The sequence below is a fragment of the Nostoc sp. DedQUE04 genome (assembly GCF_034530995.1).
Taxonomy (GTDB): domain Bacteria; phylum Cyanobacteriota; class Cyanobacteriia; order Cyanobacteriales; family Nostocaceae; genus Nostoc.
Window position 1 is genome coordinate 22,127 of sequence record NZ_JAVRCA010000029.1, and the last position, 18,840, is coordinate 40,966.

Consider the following 18,840-nt stretch of genomic DNA (forward strand, 5'->3'; position numbering starts at 1 on the left):
CGAGCATCACTGTTAAACCAATTCACTTAACAGTGTCATTCCAACAGATTGTTTACTAATTATCAAAGGAGAATGTCATGGTTGCTCAAGTAAATTCACAAGCAAAGATTTTGGAAGTTGCAGACGATCCACGTCTTTCTAAAGGAGTGAAGGCATTTTTGAAAGTGCTGAACTCAGGAGGTGTGCCTCTAGAGACATTACCTCCACTCGAAGCGCGTCAAGTTCTCGTGGATGCACAGGCTTCCGTTCCAGTAGACCTTTCAGGTATTGAAGAATCTGAGAAAACAATTACTGCTGACGGTTATTCGATTACGCTCAATATCGTGCGACCGGAAGGCGTCAAAGGTACATTGCCTGTTTTCATCTTTATTCATGGTGGGGGTTGGATACTGGGTGATTACCCAACACATAAGCGCATGGTGCGCGATCTGGTTGTGCTTTCAGGGTTTGCAGGGGTCTTTGTCAACTACACGCGCACGCCAGATGCTCAATATCCACAGGCGATCAATGAGATTTATGCTGCGACCAAATGGGTTGCCGAGCATGGTGAGGAAATTGGGGTGGATGGCAAGAATTTGGCAGTGGTCGGCAACAGTGTCGGCGGAAATATGACAGCTGTCACTGCTTTGAAGGCAAAAGAAAACGGAGGGCCACACATCAAGCTACACATCATGATGTGGCCGATCGTCGATGCCGATTTTGAAACGAATTCTTATCATCAATTCGGCGACAAACGATACCTAACCGTACCCACGATGAAGTGGATGTATGACCTGTACATCCCTGACCCAGAAAAGCGCAAAGACATTTACGCATCTCCCTTACAAGCGACGGTTGAGCAACTCAAAGGCTTGCCTCCAGCATTAATTGCGGTTGCGGAGAGCGATATTTTGCATGACGAAGGCACAGCCTACGGACGCAAGCTCGATGAAGCTGGGGTAGAGGTGACAACAGTGCAGTACAACGGCATGATTCATGACTTTGGACTGCTCAATGGTTTAGCCGAGCTGCCAGAAGTCCGCTCTCTGTTTGTTCAAGCTGCTGCTGAATTGAAGAAACATCTGCAATAGGATGCGATCGATGTTTTTGGGGAAAGGAAAAGACGCTCTTCCATCGCTTTGCTGCTTACCGAGTTAGCGCAGGGGAAAAGGGTAAAGCAGAATGGCACTAAGTTAAGACACAGCCCTTGCTGTAACTGGTTCCCAGCCTGGAGGCTGGGAACCCATTCTGGGAGGCTCTGCCTCCTCTTTCTTGACGAGAGGCAGCAGCCCATTCTGAATACATTCCCAGTCTTCAGACTGGGAACGAGACTAAACAAGCCTTTGGGCTTTTCTTTGTACCATTCGACTCTGCGCCGTTTCACCTTTAAATGGATCGTAATACAAACTACTCTCAGGTAATTACCTGCTATGAACAGCCACACACCGAGCGCTAGGGACATTATTGGATCATCACCGTTGATTGCGATTGAAAACGAAGCACCACCCAAGCTGATTGTCGATCCACCGCTTCCCGAACCACTGGCACAGGGACGCGTCTTTATCCAGTACCGGACGGAGAATTTGCGCGTGTTGCCGGTGTTCGGCAAAGGTGCCCTCGAAGTATCGCCGCGCATCGGTCATATCCATATCACCGTTGACGATGCGCCGTGGCACTTTGTAGATTCCAGTGGGGAAACGATCATCCTAGTCGGACTAGAACCTGGCGTACACAAGGTGCTGATCGAACTAGCTGACCCCACGCACAAAGTAATCACTAGCGAAACTGTAGAGTTCACGCTGCCCGATTTTAAGAAATCATCATGAAAAAACTAGAGGGAAAAATCGCAGTTGTGACGGGGGCTTCTGCAGAAACGCTGCACATTGCGGGTGGTAGTCGTCGATCTGTATTAAACTGCTTTTGAGGTAATTCGGCCGGCACGTACTTACAGCAAAATTCAGAATCCAGAATTAAAACAGGATTCATACCTGACTTTGGGACGCGAGTTTGTGTACTCCACCAACTTGAAATCTGCTGTAATTTTAATCTAATCATGCTGAGACGTTGGCAAAGCCTCTCGGAACGAGAATCGCCATCATATCACTTACATACTATGAACAACCCTGAAAATTCTCGACTACCCCTGCCGCCTTTTGATAATGAATCCGCTATCCAAAAAGTCCGAATTGCAGAGGATGCTTGGAACACACGTAACCCTGAACTAGTATCACTCGCTTACACGTCGGATAGCATTTGGCGCAACCGCTCAGAATTTTTATCTGGTCGTGAGGCGATCGTTCAGTTCTTGACACGTAAGTGGCTTAAAGAATTGGACTACCGTCTGATCAAAGAGCTTTGGGCTTTTCAAGACAACCGTATTGCTGTCCGATTTGCTTACGAATGGCATGATGATTCCGGCAACTGGTTCCGTTCCTATGGCAATGAGAATTGGGAGTTTGACGAACATGGATTCATGCGATGGCGTATTGCCAGCATCAACGACCTGCCAATTCACCAAAGCGAACGCAAATACCACTGGATACTAGGTCGTCGTCCTGACGATCACCCCGAATTGTCAGACCTTAATCTTTGAAAATCACCCCGAATTGTCAGACCTCAATCTTTGAAAAGCCCAACGGCTATATCACCTAGTTTTTATCCTACAAGAAATCCACTGCTATGAATGCAAACAACGGCATCATTAGCCAGCTTAGTCAATATTCAGTGCCTGTAACCATTGATCGATTAGAAGCCGTCCTTGAAGTAAAAGGCATCACCATTTTTGCCCGTATCGATCAACAGGCTGAAGCCGAAAAAGTCGGACTAAGCCTGTGTCCTACACAGTTGTTGCTGTTTGGCAACCCGAAAGCTGGAACTTCCCTCATGGTGGCAGAAGCAACGATCGCCCTGGATTTACCCCTGAAACTACTGGCATGGGAAGCGACTGACGGCAAGGTGTGGGTGAGTTACAACAATCCTAATTACTTAAAACAGCGATTTTCTCTCTCGGATGAGTTGGTGAAAAATATCGCTATCATTGCACCTTTAATCAATCAAGCACTTAGTTCCGCCGATCGCAAATAAGTTGCAGAATTAGCACGCGATCGCACTTTGGCGTTTTTGAAACAGTATTTAAGCAGTGGTGTCAAAGTCTGAACTGGGGTGACTACTGCTAGATAATTCGCCCACCGCGATCGCCCTGACAACTAAGATATTCTGATTCTGAATCACTGGGAAAACGCTGCATATCGCGGGTAGTTTTTAAGAAAGAGAACGGTGAAAATCAACAAGCAAGGAGAAAAACCATGAACATCAACAAGAATGACATTGCAGTAGTTGTCATCGATCCGCAAAACGATGTCTTGAACGAAAAAAGGGTTTCTTGGGATTTGGTAGGTAAGAATGTCAAACTTATTAATTTTACAAAACTTATGAAAACATCCGCGTTACTTCTTGCTCTGCCAATAAGTATCTTAGCTAATTTTTCCTTAACAGCTTCTGCTGATTCTACTGCTGGCATCATCCTGAGTACGAAATGCCGAGGCGGCTACAACGTAAATATTTGGCAGAAGTATACGAACGGTGAACTGCTTTATCGCGCCACTAGTCCCAACGGTAATTTAAGTTTGGGCAAAGGAACTAGCCAAGCGACAGAAGGTGTTCGAGTGTATAAGTTTCGGAGTGGAATTTATCAATACTGGGTGTGGGATGGCACGTTGGATAACCCGCAGTCTGGAACTTTAGAGGTGTATAAAAACAACCGTATCTTAATGAAGCAAGCTTGTAAAAAAAGTTGAATCTTCTAGCAGGTGTTATGCACTTTTTTGAAACCTAGTTAGGGCAAGCATCTTGAGTTACGATCGTTAAACCCTCTCAAGAAGCTAGTCTTTTTTGAAGTTCATAATACCTTCGAGACATCGTATTCACTTGATTAAACTCAAAGGATATGGAAGTGGACACTCAACACTATGACGATATTATTATCGGCGGCGGCAAAGCGGGTAAAACACTAGCACCAGCGTTAGTCGCTGACGGACGTAAAACCGCTCTGGTTGAACGCAGCTTAAACATGATTGGTGGCGGGTGCATTAATATTGCCTGCATTCCTACTAAAACTATGGTGGCGAGTGCCAATGTAGCAAACACAGTGCGAAATAGTGCCGCTTATGGGGTTAAAACCAATACACCCACCGTTAATTTAGCAGAGGTAATCCAACGAAAACGATCGGTTGTGCAATCTGCGCGTGAAATGAACTTGCACAATTTAGAAACGGCTCTCCATAACAACTTGATTATTGGCGAAGCAAGGTTTGTTGCTCCTAAAACAATTGAAGTAACGACGACTGAGGGGAATACTCACATACTTACTGCCGAACGCTTATTTATTAATACAGGCACACGACCGTTAATTCCAGCCATTCCCGGACTCACAGAAGTTGAGTTTTTAACAAGTGAGTCGATTATGGAGCTAGAATACCTGCCCGAACACCTGATCGTTCTCGGTAGTGGTTATATTGGTTTAGAGTTTGCCCAGATGTTTCGGCGCTTTGGCTCTCGTGTTACTGTCATTGGGCAAAATGAGCAAATCCTGTCACAGCAAGATCCAGATATAGCGATCGCAGTTCAAACACTGCTAGAACAAGATGGTATTGAATTCTTGCTGAAGGCGAAGGTGTTGAGGGTCGATCGCACTGATAATGAAATCATCCTGCAAATCCAAGTTGGCGATCGTGAAATCACCCTCAAAGGGTCGCATTTGCTCGTCGCCGTTGGTCGTGCGCCCAATACCGAGAGCTTAAATTTAGCTGCTGCTGGTGTGGCAACCGATACACGGGGATTTATTCAAGTCAACGATCGCTTAGAGACGAATATTCCGGGGATTTGGGCGTTAGGCGATATCAATGGCGGCCCGCAATACACCCATATATCGCTCGACGATTATCGCATTATCAAAGCTAATTTAATTGATGGGAGCAACCGGAGTACAAGCGATCGATTGCTTCCATCGTGTCTATTCATCGAGCCAGAACTGGCTCATGTGGGTTTGACTGAAACTGAAGCACAGCAACAAGGATATGCTATCCGCGTGGCGAAGGTGGATGCATCAGCCGTTCCTAGAGCAAGAACACTCGGTCAAACCGATGGACTTTTAAAGGCGATCGTGGATACCGAGACAGGTCGTATTCTAGGGTGTTCCCTGTTGTGTCATGAAGCAGGTGAAGTGATTTCGACGGTGCAAATGGTGATGCAAGCTCAGATGCCCTACACCGTTCTACGCGATGGTATTTTGACTCATCCCACGATGACCGAGGGGTTAAATATATTGTTTTCCAAGTTGTAAAAAGACAGCAATTGCAGACCCAAGGAATTACCAAATAAACGACATTTCACTCTTGAAGAGAAAAAAGTACATATAGCATGATGAGTAAAACATCTAAAGTCGGTATTATTGGTGCAGGTAATGTAGGCGCAGACGTTGCAAATGCTTTAGTTTTACTCGGTAGATGTGTAAGGGTTGTCCTTTTTGACCGAACCTTATCAAAAGCTGAAGGGCAAGTATGGGATATCGAAGACAGCATTCCTCTACTTAAAGAGATGGAGATTATACCATCAAATCAGTATGAGGATTTGGCTGATTCAGATATCATTATTGTGACTGCTGGGGTGCAGCCGAAACTTGGACAGACCCGATTAGATATATTGAGTGACAATGCAGAGATTATACGTTCGACAATCAAAGAATTGGATCGAGTTGCACCGAATTCAATCATAATTATCATTAGTAATCCAGTGGATGTACTCACGCGGATTGCAATCGCTACTTCTACCAGAGCAGAAAATCTAATTTTCGGTTCGGGAACTGTTCTTGATACTGCTAGACTGAGATATCAACTTGGAAAGCAACTGAATGTTGCAAAACAAGACATTCATGCTTATGTGATTGGAGAGCATGGAGACAGTCAATTTGTCGTTTGGTCTAGTGCATTTATTGGAGGAATTCTGTTAACTGAATTTCCCATACCACAAGGAGCAACGCTAGAACAAATTCAGCAAGAGTACGCACAGTTAACTCGGAAACGAGGCCATAACATTTTTGAACGCAAAGGAAATACAAGCTATGGTATATCAACAGTAGTTTGTCAGTTAGTTGATACCATCTTGCGAGATGAAAAGCAGATATTTCCTGTATCGGCTAGAGCAGATTCTAACTATGGAGTTGGCAGTGAAGTTGTTCTTGGACTTCCATGTATCATTGGCTCAAGAGGTATTGAGCGCCAACTGCTGTTATCAAGAAATACTCATGAACAACGCTTATTAGAAGAATCAGCCAACAAACTCAATGAAGCCCATGATTCTTTGCATAATTAAAATCAAATTGTAACCCTATTAAACAGCATACTCGGCATTATATCGAAACGGTTTTTAGTGAGATAATAAGTTATTTTCCTAAATCGATTTGTGCTTGTAATTTGCCAAGTTTTTTGCTGAAGCTTCAAGTATTTGTTTTGGCATTTACTCTCCAAAAAGCATTTATTTAATCAGTCAAATTTAATACATTAAAATGATTTAATGCTTTGATCTTAGCTTGACTCTAATTTCCGATCGCCCATAACACCACCGCTAATTTTTCATGTGCATTTGTTTAAATCAATGGTCACGAAGTATTCAGAATTTTATAACCCGTAACTTGGGTTATCTAGTTGCGATCGGATTTCTACAGGAATATCAATTCGAGTTGAGTAAACGAACGATTTAGTGTCATTTTGCTTAGTTGTTGCAGCCATAAGTTCTACTGCCAATATGTTCTGGAAAAATGAACGATCGTTAGCTTAGTAATTTGCCCCGCAGCAAGAGCCGCACTGTCCCTAGAGCAATACTGCCGATCGCAATATTTGCGCCAATGAATAGCAGTAGTGCCAATTCTTGCATCATTCCAGTCATGCCGCGTTCAACAAGGCGCAAGGATGCCAGCGACAAGGCGGCAATGCCAAGGGTGAATGCCCAGTAGGTAGCTGTAAAGGGTTGTTGAAACAACCACGGTAGCAGCCGCAGTAGAATCAGCCCTTGCAACAGTCCATAGCCGAAGAGGAACTGAGCAAAGGCATCGGGCTGACCACTGGTGATACTCAAATAAGCAACACAGCCAACGACAGGGGGGGCAAGTTGAATGCCCAGCGTTGGACGTAGTGGTTTAGGCAATGCTTCTAACAAGTAGAGGCGCTGCATAATCATCGACTCCAGTGCTAGCCACGAAAACAGCCCTCCTCCAAAAAACAACAGGCCCCACTCTCGATAACCGAGGGTACTAGCAACGATCGTACTGACAAAACTACCCGCGACTGTAGAGAGGTAGAGAATGGGTGTAATTATTTCTGGCTTACGTCCTCCCATCCATAGCTGACCGGAACGATACACGCCAAAGCTTAACTGACCAATTGCACCGACAACAAATAATGTGATGGCGATCGCACGAGAGTAGGGTGCGATTGCCAGCGCCACAAACATCGTAGACACAGGCACTAAGCTGATAAAGCAACACAAAATAGGATGCTCAAATTCAGCTAAGGCATCTGCTCTCGCCCACAGCCATTTACCCACATAAAGCAGCAACAACACGAGCCAGATTGCAATTGTCAGCAACATAATTGCTTCGCCAATCCAGGTAGGCAAGTGCCAAAGTTTAGCAGCTACTCGCCAGCAACTACCTAATCCTGCCAAACCCAGAATCATGCCAAAAAAGGAAGCAGGAATGATGGCACGATAATTTTTCAATAGGGTAGGCTTTGGACGTGATTTTCTCATGATCTAGCTTTCCTGGCAGCAGTAGAGAGATGCAAGCGATGAAAAAAGTCAGGCATATCGGGGTGGGGAAGATTGCTTCAAGGTGAGGAGTCGGTTCGTAATAGAGACAACAAACCCAACTTTTAGGCTGTTTTGATCGATTTCGATCGCAAACTTATCAAAACAGTCTTGATAGACAAATTAGGTCAGTGCAGGAGTGCGAATGGTCTCAGACTGTCCACTGTAAATATCCATGATTGTGTTGAGCAATCGCAGTGCATCTGGTTTGGAACGCTGGAAAGAATTGCGTCCGATTATCGAACCGAATCCATGTCCGGCATGAATGGCACGAACTTCATTGAGGAAAGCATCATCATTGTCGATCGGCCCACCCGAAAAAATGACAATCCGCCGTCCGTTAAAGGCACATTGCACCACATGATGCACTCGTTGAGATAATGTTGCGATCGGAATTTGCTCTTGCTCATACACCTTGCGGGCTGCATCCTGTTCAACGTGTTCGTTGGGCAGTTTCACTTTGATGATGTGAGCGCCCAATTGAGCCGCAATCTGAGCCGCATAGCCAATCACATCGATCGCTGTCTCACCGACTTTACTTAAACCCGATCCCCGCGCATAAGACCAAATCATCACGACCAATCCATGCCGCTTTGCTACCTCGGCACAGGCTCGAATCTGCTGATACATCTCAAACCGATGGGCTGAACCTGGATAGATAGTGAAACCGATCCCCACACATCCTAATCTCAGCGCATCCTCCACGCTGCCAGTGAGTGCTTGCGTTGGGTCTGACTCAGCTAGTAACACATCGTGATCATTGGCTTTCAGAATTAAGGGAATTTCACCTGCAAATTCTCGCGCTCCCGCTTCCAAAAATCCTAACGGTGCAGCATAGGCATTGCATCCTGCTGCGATCGCTAACTCAAAATGATAGCGAGGATCGTAGGCTGGTGGATTGGGCGCAAAACTGCTAGCTGGCCCATGCTCAAAGCCTTGATCCACAGGCAGCATAACGACTTTGCCAGTTCCAGCTAGTTTGCCATGATTCAGCAACCGGGCTAAATTAGTCAACGTTCCGGGATTGTCGCTGCCATACCAACTGAGAATTTCTTTTACTCGATGAGTCATTGTGTTTCTCCTAAAATTATTGTTTGGTAAAACTTCTTTCCTTTGGGCTTACGACATATCTATTGAGACGATCGCAAAAGGTTCAGCCGAATGAACCGAGCTTTCAACTTGAGACTGAGGTGCAGCGGCGATCGTCATGATTTTATCTCTGCTTGTTGTTCTACGTGTCCGCCAAACTGGAAACGCATGGCAGACAACAGCTTATCCGCAAAATCATTTTCGCCGCGTGAACTGAACCGTTGATACAGGGCTGCGCTGAGTACAGGGACAGGAGTGCCTTCGTCAATGGCGGCTGCGATCGCCCAGCGTCCTTCGCCTGAATCAGACACGCGCCCCCCAAAGCCTGATAGGTCTGGTTGTTCCAGGAGGGCGATCGCAGTTAGATCCAGTAGCCAGGAGGCAATTACACTGCCCCGTCGCCAAACTTCGGCAATATCAGGCAGATTCAAGTCATACTGATAGTGTTCAGGATTGCGGAGGGGGGTCGTTTCAGCATTAGCCACACGGTTTTGCTTACCTACATTGGCGTGATGCAAGATATTCAATCCTTCTGCGTAGGCTGCCATCAAGCCATATTCGATGCCATTATGCACCATCTTGACAAAATGCCCCGCCCCATTCGATCCACAGTGCAGATAGCCTTCTTCAGCCGTACCGCCCACCTTTTCCCGTCCAGCAGTACGCGGAATATCACCCCGTCCGGGAGCTAATGATTTAAAAATGGGATCGAGATACTGAACCACCATCTCAGATCCACCAATCATCATGCAATAACCACGCTCCAAACCCCACACTCCGCCACTGGTTCCCACATCTAGGTAGTGGATGCCCTTTTGCATCAGATCATTCGCCCGTCGAATATCGTCAATGTAGTAAGAGTTGCCGCCATCAATTAAGATGTCGCCAGAATCCAGTTTTGCAGCTAATTCCTTCACCATCTGCTCGGTTGGTTCTCCGGCTGGCACCATCAGCCAAATTGCACGAGGTTTATCGAGCTTCTGGACAAAATCATCTAGGCTGTAAGTGCCGATCGCCCCTTCTGATGCAAGCTGTTTCACTTTGTCGGATGTGCGATTAAACACCACACATTCATGGTTGTTTTGCAGCAGTCGCCGAACAATGTTCGCACCCATACGTCCTAGACCAATCACTCCCATCTGCATAATTTTTCTCCAATGTAATTCTCGTTTGCATACAGTCGGTTCTAATTAGGAGGCGATCGCAACTCCGTTCGATGTACTGTTTTATCGATTGATTGATTTCTCAAATGTATATAATTGTGAGTGACCCGTTCTAGTTGGGGCTGAGATGACAAATCGACTCACCCCTTGCTCCCACTTTGCGGTTGCATCAACGGTGTAAAGACTAGCGATGCCAAACTGGTTAAGGCTGCTGGGTGGAGGGGTGAAAACCAGATGAAACTTACTTCCGCGATGGTAACCGCTAATTTGAGCAAAGTTCTCACCATCATTAGACTTCAAACTTCCGTACAGTTTGCCGGCAGGATCGATAAATACGAGTATCTGCCCCTGAGAACCAACAGTACGGAAGGTTCCCGTCCAACTGCCCCGGTAGGAAAGTACATAGTCTTGAGAGGGATTAGGTTGAGCTTGGCTGACTGGAAGCGCGAAGAGAGGCTGCAAGCGTAGCAGTCCAATCATGCCAATCGTTAAGATTCCACCAACCAATCGTTTTGTTGTTCGTGTCTTCATCAGTGGTTCTCTTTAAATAGATGATCGATCGACTGTCAATCTGTCAGATCCCTCGTAACCATAGGGTTCTGAGATGATGATGGGAATCTCTTCAAAGTTTTCGCTTGGCGGCGGTGAGGAGGTTATCCACTCTAATCTAGTGGCATACACAGATGAATGAGCGATCGCTCTCGTTGTTCAACCGAAGAGAGAGGCTATTTTGCGGTGGTTTCTGACTTCATCTTGGGTCTGTGATAGCGATAGAAAGTTTCTTCCCTCAGCCATTCTGTGGTTGCCTTAAAGTCATGCAGTGGGGTGGGCAGCATTTCCAAATACACTGCACTGCGAATTAGATCGCCAGGTTTGCCAGTTATCTGCAATTTGTCAAACAAGCTTGCTACCCCATTTCCTAAACCCAATTTCATTAGCGTACCCCGAAGACTCACATGGGCTGGGCTAGGGGATGCTCCTTTAGCAAGGGCAATCAAATTGTGAGCAATGCTCGCACCTTGCTGATATGCCACCTGGGCTAGAGCCGGTAAGGGTTGTGCCTGCACGTTTGCACAATCGCCTGCGGCAAACACTTCTGGAAAATCCAGCAGTTGCAGAGTTGAGGTGACAAGCGGTAGCCCATGTTTATCCAGATGATCTGCGGGAATTTGGGACTTGAGATTTTGGATGAGTGGGTTCACGGCAGTCCCGGCTGTCCAGATGGTGGTTTGAGTCAACAGCGTTTTTATCTCAGTGCTGTTGGCAGGTTGATACTCCAGGTGGTCTTGAGCAACCGCTTTCACCCCTACGCCTAGTATCAATTCAACAGGTACTGTTCGAGTTCTGAAAGCTTGGAGAGCCTCTGACTGCAAACCCGCGTTGACATCGCCTGCGAGAATCGTCTTGCCATGATTGATTAAGACAATGCGAATCTGACGAATATCGCCGCCAAGTTGGGCGTACCAGTCGGGTAACAAATCTGCCAGGGTTGCTGCCATTTCTACCCCTGTCGGGCCTGCCCCAACGACAGCAAACGTGAGGAGCGATCGCCGTTGTATTTCGTCATCCGTTTGGCTAGCACGTTGCAAGCATTCTCGTAACTGGCGTTTTAGAGCGATCGCATTCTCTTGTGTCCGAAATGCGAATGCGTTTTTTTGTGCGCCTTCTGTTCCTAAATAACCCTGAATGCTGCCAACAGCTAAGACCAGATGACCATAAATATAATCTGAGCCAGAAGCTAACTTCAGACGTTTTTCTTGCAGGTCGATCGCCACTACTTTGTCCTGTACAAAGTTGATATCACTGCCTTGCAGCAACTCTTTATAAGTCGGACAAACGGCATCTTCTGACAATTCACCTGTCAATAGTTCATACAACATTGGCTTGAAAACAAACCGTTCTTGTGGATCGATCAAAATGATCGAGTGCAAGTCTTGCTGATGACGCAGATGCAAGGCTGTAAAAAGACCTGCAAAGCCTGCTCCGATAATCACTGTGGGGCGAGAAGAATTCATTTTAGAAAGTGGTTAATAAACAGCAGCAAGCAATTTAACCAACGGCTTAACTAGTCCAAACAAATTACCAGATGGGAAAAGTCTTCATTTACACAGGCGGTTTCTGCTTTCACATGAGATGGAAAAATATTCACAGCTTCGTGTTTGTCTGACATAGATTTGACTCTAACTCTCGCTCAGCCAACGTTTCAATAGTAAGGATTTGGCTGGATTCCGGTTCTATGGCTCGAATTGCAATTGTTTCAGCGTGGTTGTTGCCATCAGCTTGAACAGGATTTGCGTGTTGAAGCAATCTAGCAACCTCTTGGGCTACAGCAGTGAGTGCATGATTAATAGGAGAATTTCCAAAAAAGTTACTCTGAATTGGAACTTTGGAATACTCAAAATTATCTTCAACTAGTAATGGCATACGTGTCATAAAATTATCCTCAACGAAATATTGATTGAGATTACTGACTCAATTAGTAGACGATCTAAGCTGTTTGAAATACTGAGAAATTATTCTGTTGCCATTCGACCATGAATAAGAATCAATAGCACAATTTAACTGACGATGACGTAAAGCCGATCGTGCTGTTGCCAAAACACGAACATTGATGCGAGCAATGTACACTTGTTTAGATATATCAGGCAGGAATTGGGAAATATCAGGTCACGGTCAAGGCTAACTGATACTATATGTTCAGTATCAGCGTTGAGCATACAACCCTCTTCTTACTCTCTTTGTGTCAAATAAACTGAAATGTTGTAACGAAATTGCTCTCAATATTTGCCTGAATTAAATATATACAATTAACTCTAACTTGTCGTCCACTTAAAGTTGAAACTTTTGTACAATACAATGATTGATGAATCAGTCCATATATCAATGTAAGGTTAGCTCCAACTAAGGTTGGAATCTAAATTCATACTAAAGTTCAACACTTAGAGCTTGTCAAGAAACAACTTTTACATTTTAAGCTATAGATGATAGACTCAAGCGATAGCTTGTTGGTATGGCAAAAAGTAGACATGGCAACCTTAGAGCCTGTCAAGAAACAACTTTTACAAGTCTTAGAGAATATTGAGGTTTGATGAGATAGTGTAATTCCATTCGCCATGAAATTCATGTGGTGTAATTTGCACAGTTGCTATAGCAATCTGGAATCATTCATGAGAAAATACGGAAGAACTAGTAAGTAGTTTAAATGACTAAAAAGAGAATTTTACTTTTTTTGTCATTCTTTCTCTGTGGTCAAGGAGTTATTTGAGTTAGCAATCAATTGTCAAATTTTTGACTTCCCTAAGCTGCATGAATATAGTGTTTTCTCATGAATGATTTAGGATTGCTATATCTACAGAAATCCAAAAGTCTCTATATTCTGTGTACTTTATACTTATTGAAAATCTGTAATGTTTAAAACATAAATATAGTTTAAATCTCATATAGTAATTTTAGTTGATTTATCAGAAAAAACCTTTGAATACCTATAGGTACTTATTTTATGTTTACGTATTTTCTCAGGTTTTAATTTGGATTGCTATAGTTTTTCCTAATAACGATCGCCATTAAAAATTTCACCCAAATTTCATATCGATATGAAACACTAAAAAAGGAGTACTATTCAAACTCCTTAAATTACTCACAAAAGCAATGTAACTAGCTAAAGAAAGCGGTAGTCCAAATTTGCACATTAAATGCCAACATCCAAAGGCGATTCTGCTTTCTCACTAACTTAGGACACAACAAGCTATGGGAATCTCTAATTTGTTTCAATCTTCTACTCCACTGCGTTATGTTTCATTGACAATGTTGATGTTACTACTAAGTACTCCTACTACTGTTTTAGCTGGTGGTGGTCATGACCACAGTGGCAGCAGTTCCTTTCAGGCAGGAGGCGAATCGACGGGTTCTGTGGAAGTCGATGCAGAAACCGCAAAACTGTTAGGAGTTAAGGTAGAACCAGTGCAACGCCAACGATTAGCGATTGGTATTAAAACTACTGGACAGATTGAAACTTTGCCTAGCCAGCAAGTAGAAGTCACCACCCCAATTCAAGGAGTAAAAGTAGTTGAACTGTTGGTAGAACCAGGCGCACTAGTAAAGAAAGGTCAACCCGTCGCCATTCTAACTAGTCCTGATTTAGTGGAACTGCGAGTTAACTCTCAGGAAAAACTGGCACAAGGTCAGGCTGATTTACAGCAGGCTGAAGCTGACTTGAGGTTAGCACAACAAAACCGCGATCGCTATCAACAAATAGCCGACGCTGAAATCGCCCAAGCCCAAAGCCAAGTGGCATTTGCTCAAGAAAAGTATGAGAAAGATCGAGTGTTAGCTACTGAAGGTGCTTTGGCACGTCGCAACGCTCTAGAATCTCAAACCCAGCTAGCAGAAGCTAAAGCTAAACTAACTACAGCCAACAGCCGCCGCGATGTCATTGCGTCTGAAAATCAGCTAAAGCGCGCTCAGGCAGCAGTTAGTCTAGCAAAGTCAAATATTAATCGCAGCAGTGCTATTTATGAAACGCGGCTGCTACAACTAGGAAACAGCGCTAATGCTAAAGGGCTAATTACAGTAACAGCTCCGATTTCCGGCAAGGTTGTTGACAGGGAAGTTACTATCGGCCAATCGTTTGAGGACGCAGGTGGCAAGTTGATGACGATTGTAGATGATAGTCGGGTGTTTGCCACAGCGAATATTTATGAAAAAGATTTAGGCAAGGTAAGAACAGGTCAACCCTTAAGGATGAAGGTTGCTAGCGTACCTAATCAAACCTTTACAGGCAGAATTACACGAATTGGCTCAGTAGTGGCAGGAGAAACACGAGTAGTACCAGTACAAACCGAAATCAATAATGCCAGAGGACAGCTCAAACCCGGAATGTTTGCCGAACTTGAAGTTTTAACAGACCAGACATCTACAGCTACTTTGGTAATTCCCAATTCTGCTGTAGTGGATGCAAATAATAAGAAATTGGTTTATGTGCGAAACGGTAATGCTTTCCAATCAGTTGAAGTTGAGTTAGGACAAACCTCTGGAGATTTAATTGAGATTAAAAGTGGTTTATTTGAGGGAGATTCAGTAGTTACTCAACGTGCGCCACAACTTTATGCACAATCGTTGAAGGGTGGTAGTAAAGAAGAAAATCACGAAGAAGGTGATTCGCACTCTGAAGAAACCGAAGCTAAACCTAACACTTTACCAATACCCTTATGGTTGCTAGGTGCAGGGGGAGGATTAGGCATTGCTATCGTAGCTTTCATGGGGGGTAGCTTCTGGTCTAGCCGTCGTATCCGTTCCGGTCTAGTACCAGTAAATGATGGTTTTAATTATGAAACCGAGGTTTATATCGATAACCACAAACAACCAACTGCCTCTATGTCTGCCGAAGAATATGAAAAATCACATCGTTCAGATAGTCATTAACATTTCGTGAAAACAAAACCAAAAATTAGCAATCAACAATTTAATAAATAATGATTAGTGCAGTCGCTAAATGGGTAATTGCTCGACGCTGGTTAGTAGTAATTGCAGCATTTATTTCCACAGCAATCATATTATTTAATACCATCCCGCAAATGCCGCTGGATCTTTTTCCCAACTTCGCACCTCCCCAGATCGAAATTGAAACAGAAGCTCCTGGACTCGCTCCTGAAGAAATAGAATCTTTGGTGACATTACCAATTGAAAGCTCAATCAACGGTACACCAGGGATTAACTCAGTTCGTTCTTCCTCTTCAGCAGGACTTTCTGTAGTCAGAGTTGTTTTTGGCTGGGGAACAGATATCTATCAAGCCCGCCAGTTGATACAAGAACGACTGCAACAAGCAGCGAATAAGCTACCCGAAGGAATTGAAACACCTAGACTTGCTCCGATTAGTTCGCCTATCGGCACTGTATTAAAATATGCTTTCACAGTAGAAAATGAGGGAGAAAACCAAAACCTCAAATCCACAATCGATTTGATGGAAGTACGCCGCATCATTGATTGGCAAGTGACAAACCGCCTTTTAGGAGTCCCTGGCGTTAGTCAAGTGTTAGTGTATGGCGGTGATGTGCGTCAGTATCAAGTATTAGTAGATCCGAACAAACTCAGAGCTTTTAATGTATCCTTACAGCAAGTATCTGAAGCAGTACAGGGAGCAAATGTCAATGCTCCTGGTGGCTTTTTAATCACACCTGATAAGCAAACTTTGATTCGGGGAATAGGGCGAATTGAATCTCTGAACGATCTAAAACAATCTGTAATTGTTGCCCGTCAAGGAACGCCTGTGCGGTTGGGAGATGTTGCCGACATTCAAATTGGCGGTGCGATTAAAATTGGCGATGGTAGCTTAAATGGCAAAGATGCTGTAGTGGTGATGGTAAATAAACAACCCCTAGCTGATACTCCTACCGTTACCCATGCCATTGAAACTGCAATGACAGAGTTGCAAGCAGGTTTACCGAAAGGAGTAAAGGTAACACAAACCTTCCGTCAAGCAGATTATATTGATGCTTCAGTAGAAAATGTCAGATCCGCCTTGATGGAAGGTAGTATTATTGCCGCAATTATCCTCATTCCTTTTTTGATGAATTGGCGGACTCTGGGAGTTGTGCTGTTGAATTTTGCCCTAACTTTTATATTTTCATTGCAAGTATTATCTTTTTTGGGTTTAGGGCTAAATACAATGACTTTGGGAGGATTAGCCGTAGCCATTGGGACAGCGATTGATGATGCGATTGTCTATGCGGAAAATATTGTTCGTCTATTGCGACAAAATAAGTCCTCTTCCAAACCTCGTCCAGTATTAGAAATTGTTTTTGCAGGAGTACAAGAAGTCCAGGAATCTCTAATTGGGGCAACTTTAATTACGATTGTTGTTTTTTCTCCAGTATTTGCCCTCGCAGGTGTAGAAGGTCGAATTTTTGGCCCAATGGGCATAACTTATCTAGTAGTGGTCATGGTTTCCAGTTTAGAATCATTACTGATAAGTCCGGCATTGTGTGCGATTTTACTTCCACAGGAAAAAATGCCGTTAAAAGAACCATTAATACCCCGAATTTTCAAGCGGTTATATTATCCTTGTTTAGATTTTGCTATCCACAGTCCCGTGATGATTATCTCTGTGGCTGTGGCGGGAATGGTAGCGGCAATAGTGATTTTTCCAGCTTTAGGACGGGCTTTTTTACCAGAGTTTCAAGAAACAACTTTGGTCAATACTTTAGCTCTTTATCCAGGCTCATCTTTAGAAGCTACTAACAGTGCCGCCTTTGTATTGGAGACTAAACTAAAAGATGATTCCAGATTAAAATATGTGCAATTACGGGCAGGACGCGCCCCTAATGACCCAGATGCAGCACCCGTAAATCTCGCTCACCTCGATATTGGCTTGAGCGACCAAGGAATGGAGAAACGTCAAGAAACAGTAGAATGGTTGCGAGAAGAATTTAATCAAGTACCGGGTGCAGCTGCCAATATTGGTGGATTTATTTCCCACAGAATTGATGAAATATTATCCGGGGTCAGAAGTCAAATCGCTGTGAAAATATTTGGCTCAGATTTAGAAGAACTCCGCCGAATTGGTAAACAAGTTGAAGGTGTAATGTCATCTGTTTCTGGACTGGTGGATTTACAATTAGAACCGCAAGTTCCCATCGAACAGATGCAAATAAAATTTGACCGCGTTGCTGCATCACGTTATGGTTTAACTGTTGGGAAACTATCTGAAATAATTGAAACTGCGCTCAATGGCAAAGTGGTATCGCAAGTTTTGGAGCAGCAACAAAGTTTTGATTTAGTGGTGTGGTTACAACCACAATACCGGAATAATTTACAAACAATTGAAAATTTATTAGTTGATATCCCTTCTGTTGGGGGAGATGCAGAGGCAAATAAAATTCCTTTAGCTAAGGTGGCTAAAGTTACTTATGGTACTGGGCCTAATACTATTAACCGGGAAAATGTCTCTCGTCTAATTGTAGTATCTGCGAATGCTCAAGGTAGAGATTTGCGATCGCTAGTCAATGAAATTCAAAACAAAGTCAAGTCCCAAGTGCAATTGCGCTCTGGTTACTTTATTCAATATGGGGGTCAATTTGAAGCCGAAGAAAGAGCATCACAAAATATTTTGATTTTCAGTGGCATTTCCTTCGTAGTAATTACGGTATTAATGTATCTTTCTGTCAAATCTATTGCTTCTACAGCAATGATTATGATTAACTTGCCCATCGCTTTAGTCGGAGGTGTAATTGCTGTAGCATTAACAGGAGGCGTTGTCTCAGTTGCTTCCTTAGTAGGTTTTGTGACTTTATTTGGTGTAGCTACTCGCAACGGACTGCTTTTAGTAGACAATTACATAACTAAATTTGATAGCGGAATGTCGTTAAAAGAAATCCTTCTAGCCGGGTCAATGGAGCGACTCAATGCTATTTTGATGACATCATTTACTTCGGCTTTGGGATTAGTACCATTAGTCATTGCAGTAGGGCCAGGTAAAGAAGTTTTGCAACCACTTTCGATAGTAGTTTTGGGTGGTTTGTTTACTTCTACAGCTTTAACCTTGATAGTTTTACCGGCTTTATATTCTAAATTTGGCAAATTTTTATTGCCTCAGAAAAATCCAGCCTTTGTGGAGGATAGAAAAGTTACTAATTCTATTTTAGAAAATTAATTTTCTCTATTCAAGTCCTTTTAAAATTTTTACATTACCATTCTGTACTTTCTGAAAAAGCAGCAGGTGAGTATAAAGTTGCTATTCTGTCTGATATCAAT

The 18,840-nt window shown here is 43.8% G+C and carries 15 protein-coding genes and 1 pseudogene; 10 read left to right on the forward strand and 6 right to left on the reverse strand.

Annotated elements, in window-relative coordinates; translation table 11 throughout:
* Nucleotides 1-77 precede the first annotated feature (77 nt).
* From RM049_RS20170 to RM049_RS20200, 7 genes are all read left to right on the forward strand, one after another.
* Entirely contained in the window at nucleotides 78-1,070 is a 993-nt protein-coding gene (locus RM049_RS20170; RefSeq protein ID WP_322705414.1) for an alpha/beta hydrolase, read from the forward strand.
* 339 nt (nucleotides 1,071-1,409) lie between these two features.
* The gene (locus tag RM049_RS20175; RefSeq protein ID WP_322705415.1) at nucleotides 1,410-1,805 is read left to right on the forward strand and encodes a DUF6130 family protein; all 396 of its coding nucleotides are present in this window, start codon (nucleotides 1,410-1,412) and stop codon (nucleotides 1,803-1,805) included.
* A gap of 227 nt (nucleotides 1,806-2,032) precedes the next feature.
* Nucleotides 2,033-2,572 (forward strand): nuclear transport factor 2 family protein, encoded by a 540-nt coding sequence (locus RM049_RS20180; RefSeq protein WP_322705416.1) that lies wholly within the window; start codon nucleotides 2,033-2,035, stop codon nucleotides 2,570-2,572.
* 86 nt (nucleotides 2,573-2,658) lie between these two features.
* Entirely contained in the window at nucleotides 2,659-3,063 is a 405-nt protein-coding gene (locus tag RM049_RS20185) for a DUF302 domain-containing protein (RefSeq protein ID WP_322705417.1), read from the forward strand.
* A 221-nt stretch (nucleotides 3,064-3,284) separates the two neighbouring features.
* On the forward strand, nucleotides 3,285-3,776 hold the full coding sequence (locus tag RM049_RS20190) for a hypothetical protein (RefSeq protein WP_322705418.1): 492 nt from the start codon (nucleotides 3,285-3,287) through the stop codon (nucleotides 3,774-3,776).
* 149 nt (nucleotides 3,777-3,925) lie between these two features.
* Nucleotides 3,926-5,320, forward strand: coding sequence for a mercuric reductase (locus tag RM049_RS20195; protein ID WP_322705419.1), 1,395 nt, complete (start codon nucleotides 3,926-3,928; stop codon nucleotides 5,318-5,320).
* A gap of 77 nt (nucleotides 5,321-5,397) precedes the next feature.
* A complete protein-coding gene (locus RM049_RS20200; RefSeq protein WP_322705420.1) occupies nucleotides 5,398-6,348 on the forward strand; it encodes an L-lactate dehydrogenase in 951 nt (316 codons plus the stop codon).
* A 456-nt stretch (nucleotides 6,349-6,804) separates the two neighbouring features.
* Here the strand turns inward: RM049_RS20200 and tehA are convergent, their stop codons facing one another.
* The 6 genes from tehA to RM049_RS20230 all read right to left on the reverse strand — a co-directional run bounded on the left by tehA (nucleotide 6,805) and on the right by RM049_RS20230 (nucleotide 12,524).
* The gene (tehA, locus tag RM049_RS20205; protein WP_322705421.1) at nucleotides 6,805-7,782 is read right to left on the reverse strand and encodes a dicarboxylate transporter/tellurite-resistance protein TehA; all 978 of its coding nucleotides are present in this window, start codon (nucleotides 7,780-7,782) and stop codon (nucleotides 6,805-6,807) included.
* A gap of 180 nt (nucleotides 7,783-7,962) precedes the next feature.
* A complete protein-coding gene (locus RM049_RS20210; protein WP_322705422.1) occupies nucleotides 7,963-8,910 on the reverse strand; it encodes a class I fructose-bisphosphate aldolase in 948 nt (315 codons plus the stop codon).
* Between the two features lie 134 nt (nucleotides 8,911-9,044).
* Nucleotides 9,045-10,073 carry a phosphogluconate dehydrogenase (NAD(+)-dependent, decarboxylating) gene (gene gnd, locus RM049_RS20215; protein WP_322705423.1) on the reverse strand — a complete coding sequence of 343 codons (1,029 nt, stop codon included), beginning with the start codon at nucleotides 10,071-10,073 and terminating at the stop codon, nucleotides 9,045-9,047.
* 81 nt (nucleotides 10,074-10,154) lie between these two features.
* Complete coding sequence (locus RM049_RS20220; protein WP_322705424.1) at nucleotides 10,155-10,622, reverse strand: hypothetical protein; 468 nt, start codon at nucleotides 10,620-10,622, stop codon at nucleotides 10,155-10,157.
* A gap of 194 nt (nucleotides 10,623-10,816) precedes the next feature.
* Nucleotides 10,817-12,106: an NAD(P)/FAD-dependent oxidoreductase gene (locus tag RM049_RS20225; RefSeq protein ID WP_322705425.1), complete on the reverse strand. Its 1,290-nt coding sequence runs from the start codon at nucleotides 12,104-12,106 to the stop codon at nucleotides 10,817-10,819.
* 130 nt (nucleotides 12,107-12,236) lie between these two features.
* Nucleotides 12,237-12,524: a hypothetical protein gene (locus tag RM049_RS20230; protein ID WP_322705426.1), complete on the reverse strand. Its 288-nt coding sequence runs from the start codon at nucleotides 12,522-12,524 to the stop codon at nucleotides 12,237-12,239.
* A 773-nt stretch (nucleotides 12,525-13,297) separates the two neighbouring features.
* On the opposite strand from RM049_RS20230, the pseudogene RM049_RS20235 reads away from it, so the two are divergent.
* From RM049_RS20235 to RM049_RS20245, 3 genes and pseudogenes are all read left to right on the forward strand, one after another.
* Nucleotides 13,298-13,420: pseudogene (locus tag RM049_RS20235) on the forward strand (IS630 family transposase); the annotation flags it as partial.
* A gap of 418 nt (nucleotides 13,421-13,838) precedes the next feature.
* Nucleotides 13,839-15,512 carry an efflux RND transporter periplasmic adaptor subunit gene (locus tag RM049_RS20240; protein ID WP_322705427.1) on the forward strand — a complete coding sequence of 558 codons (1,674 nt, stop codon included), beginning with the start codon at nucleotides 13,839-13,841 and terminating at the stop codon, nucleotides 15,510-15,512.
* A 50-nt stretch (nucleotides 15,513-15,562) separates the two neighbouring features.
* Nucleotides 15,563-18,739, forward strand: coding sequence for an efflux RND transporter permease subunit (locus tag RM049_RS20245; RefSeq protein ID WP_322705428.1), 3,177 nt, complete (start codon nucleotides 15,563-15,565; stop codon nucleotides 18,737-18,739).
* The last annotated feature ends 101 nt before the right edge of the window (nucleotides 18,740-18,840 follow it).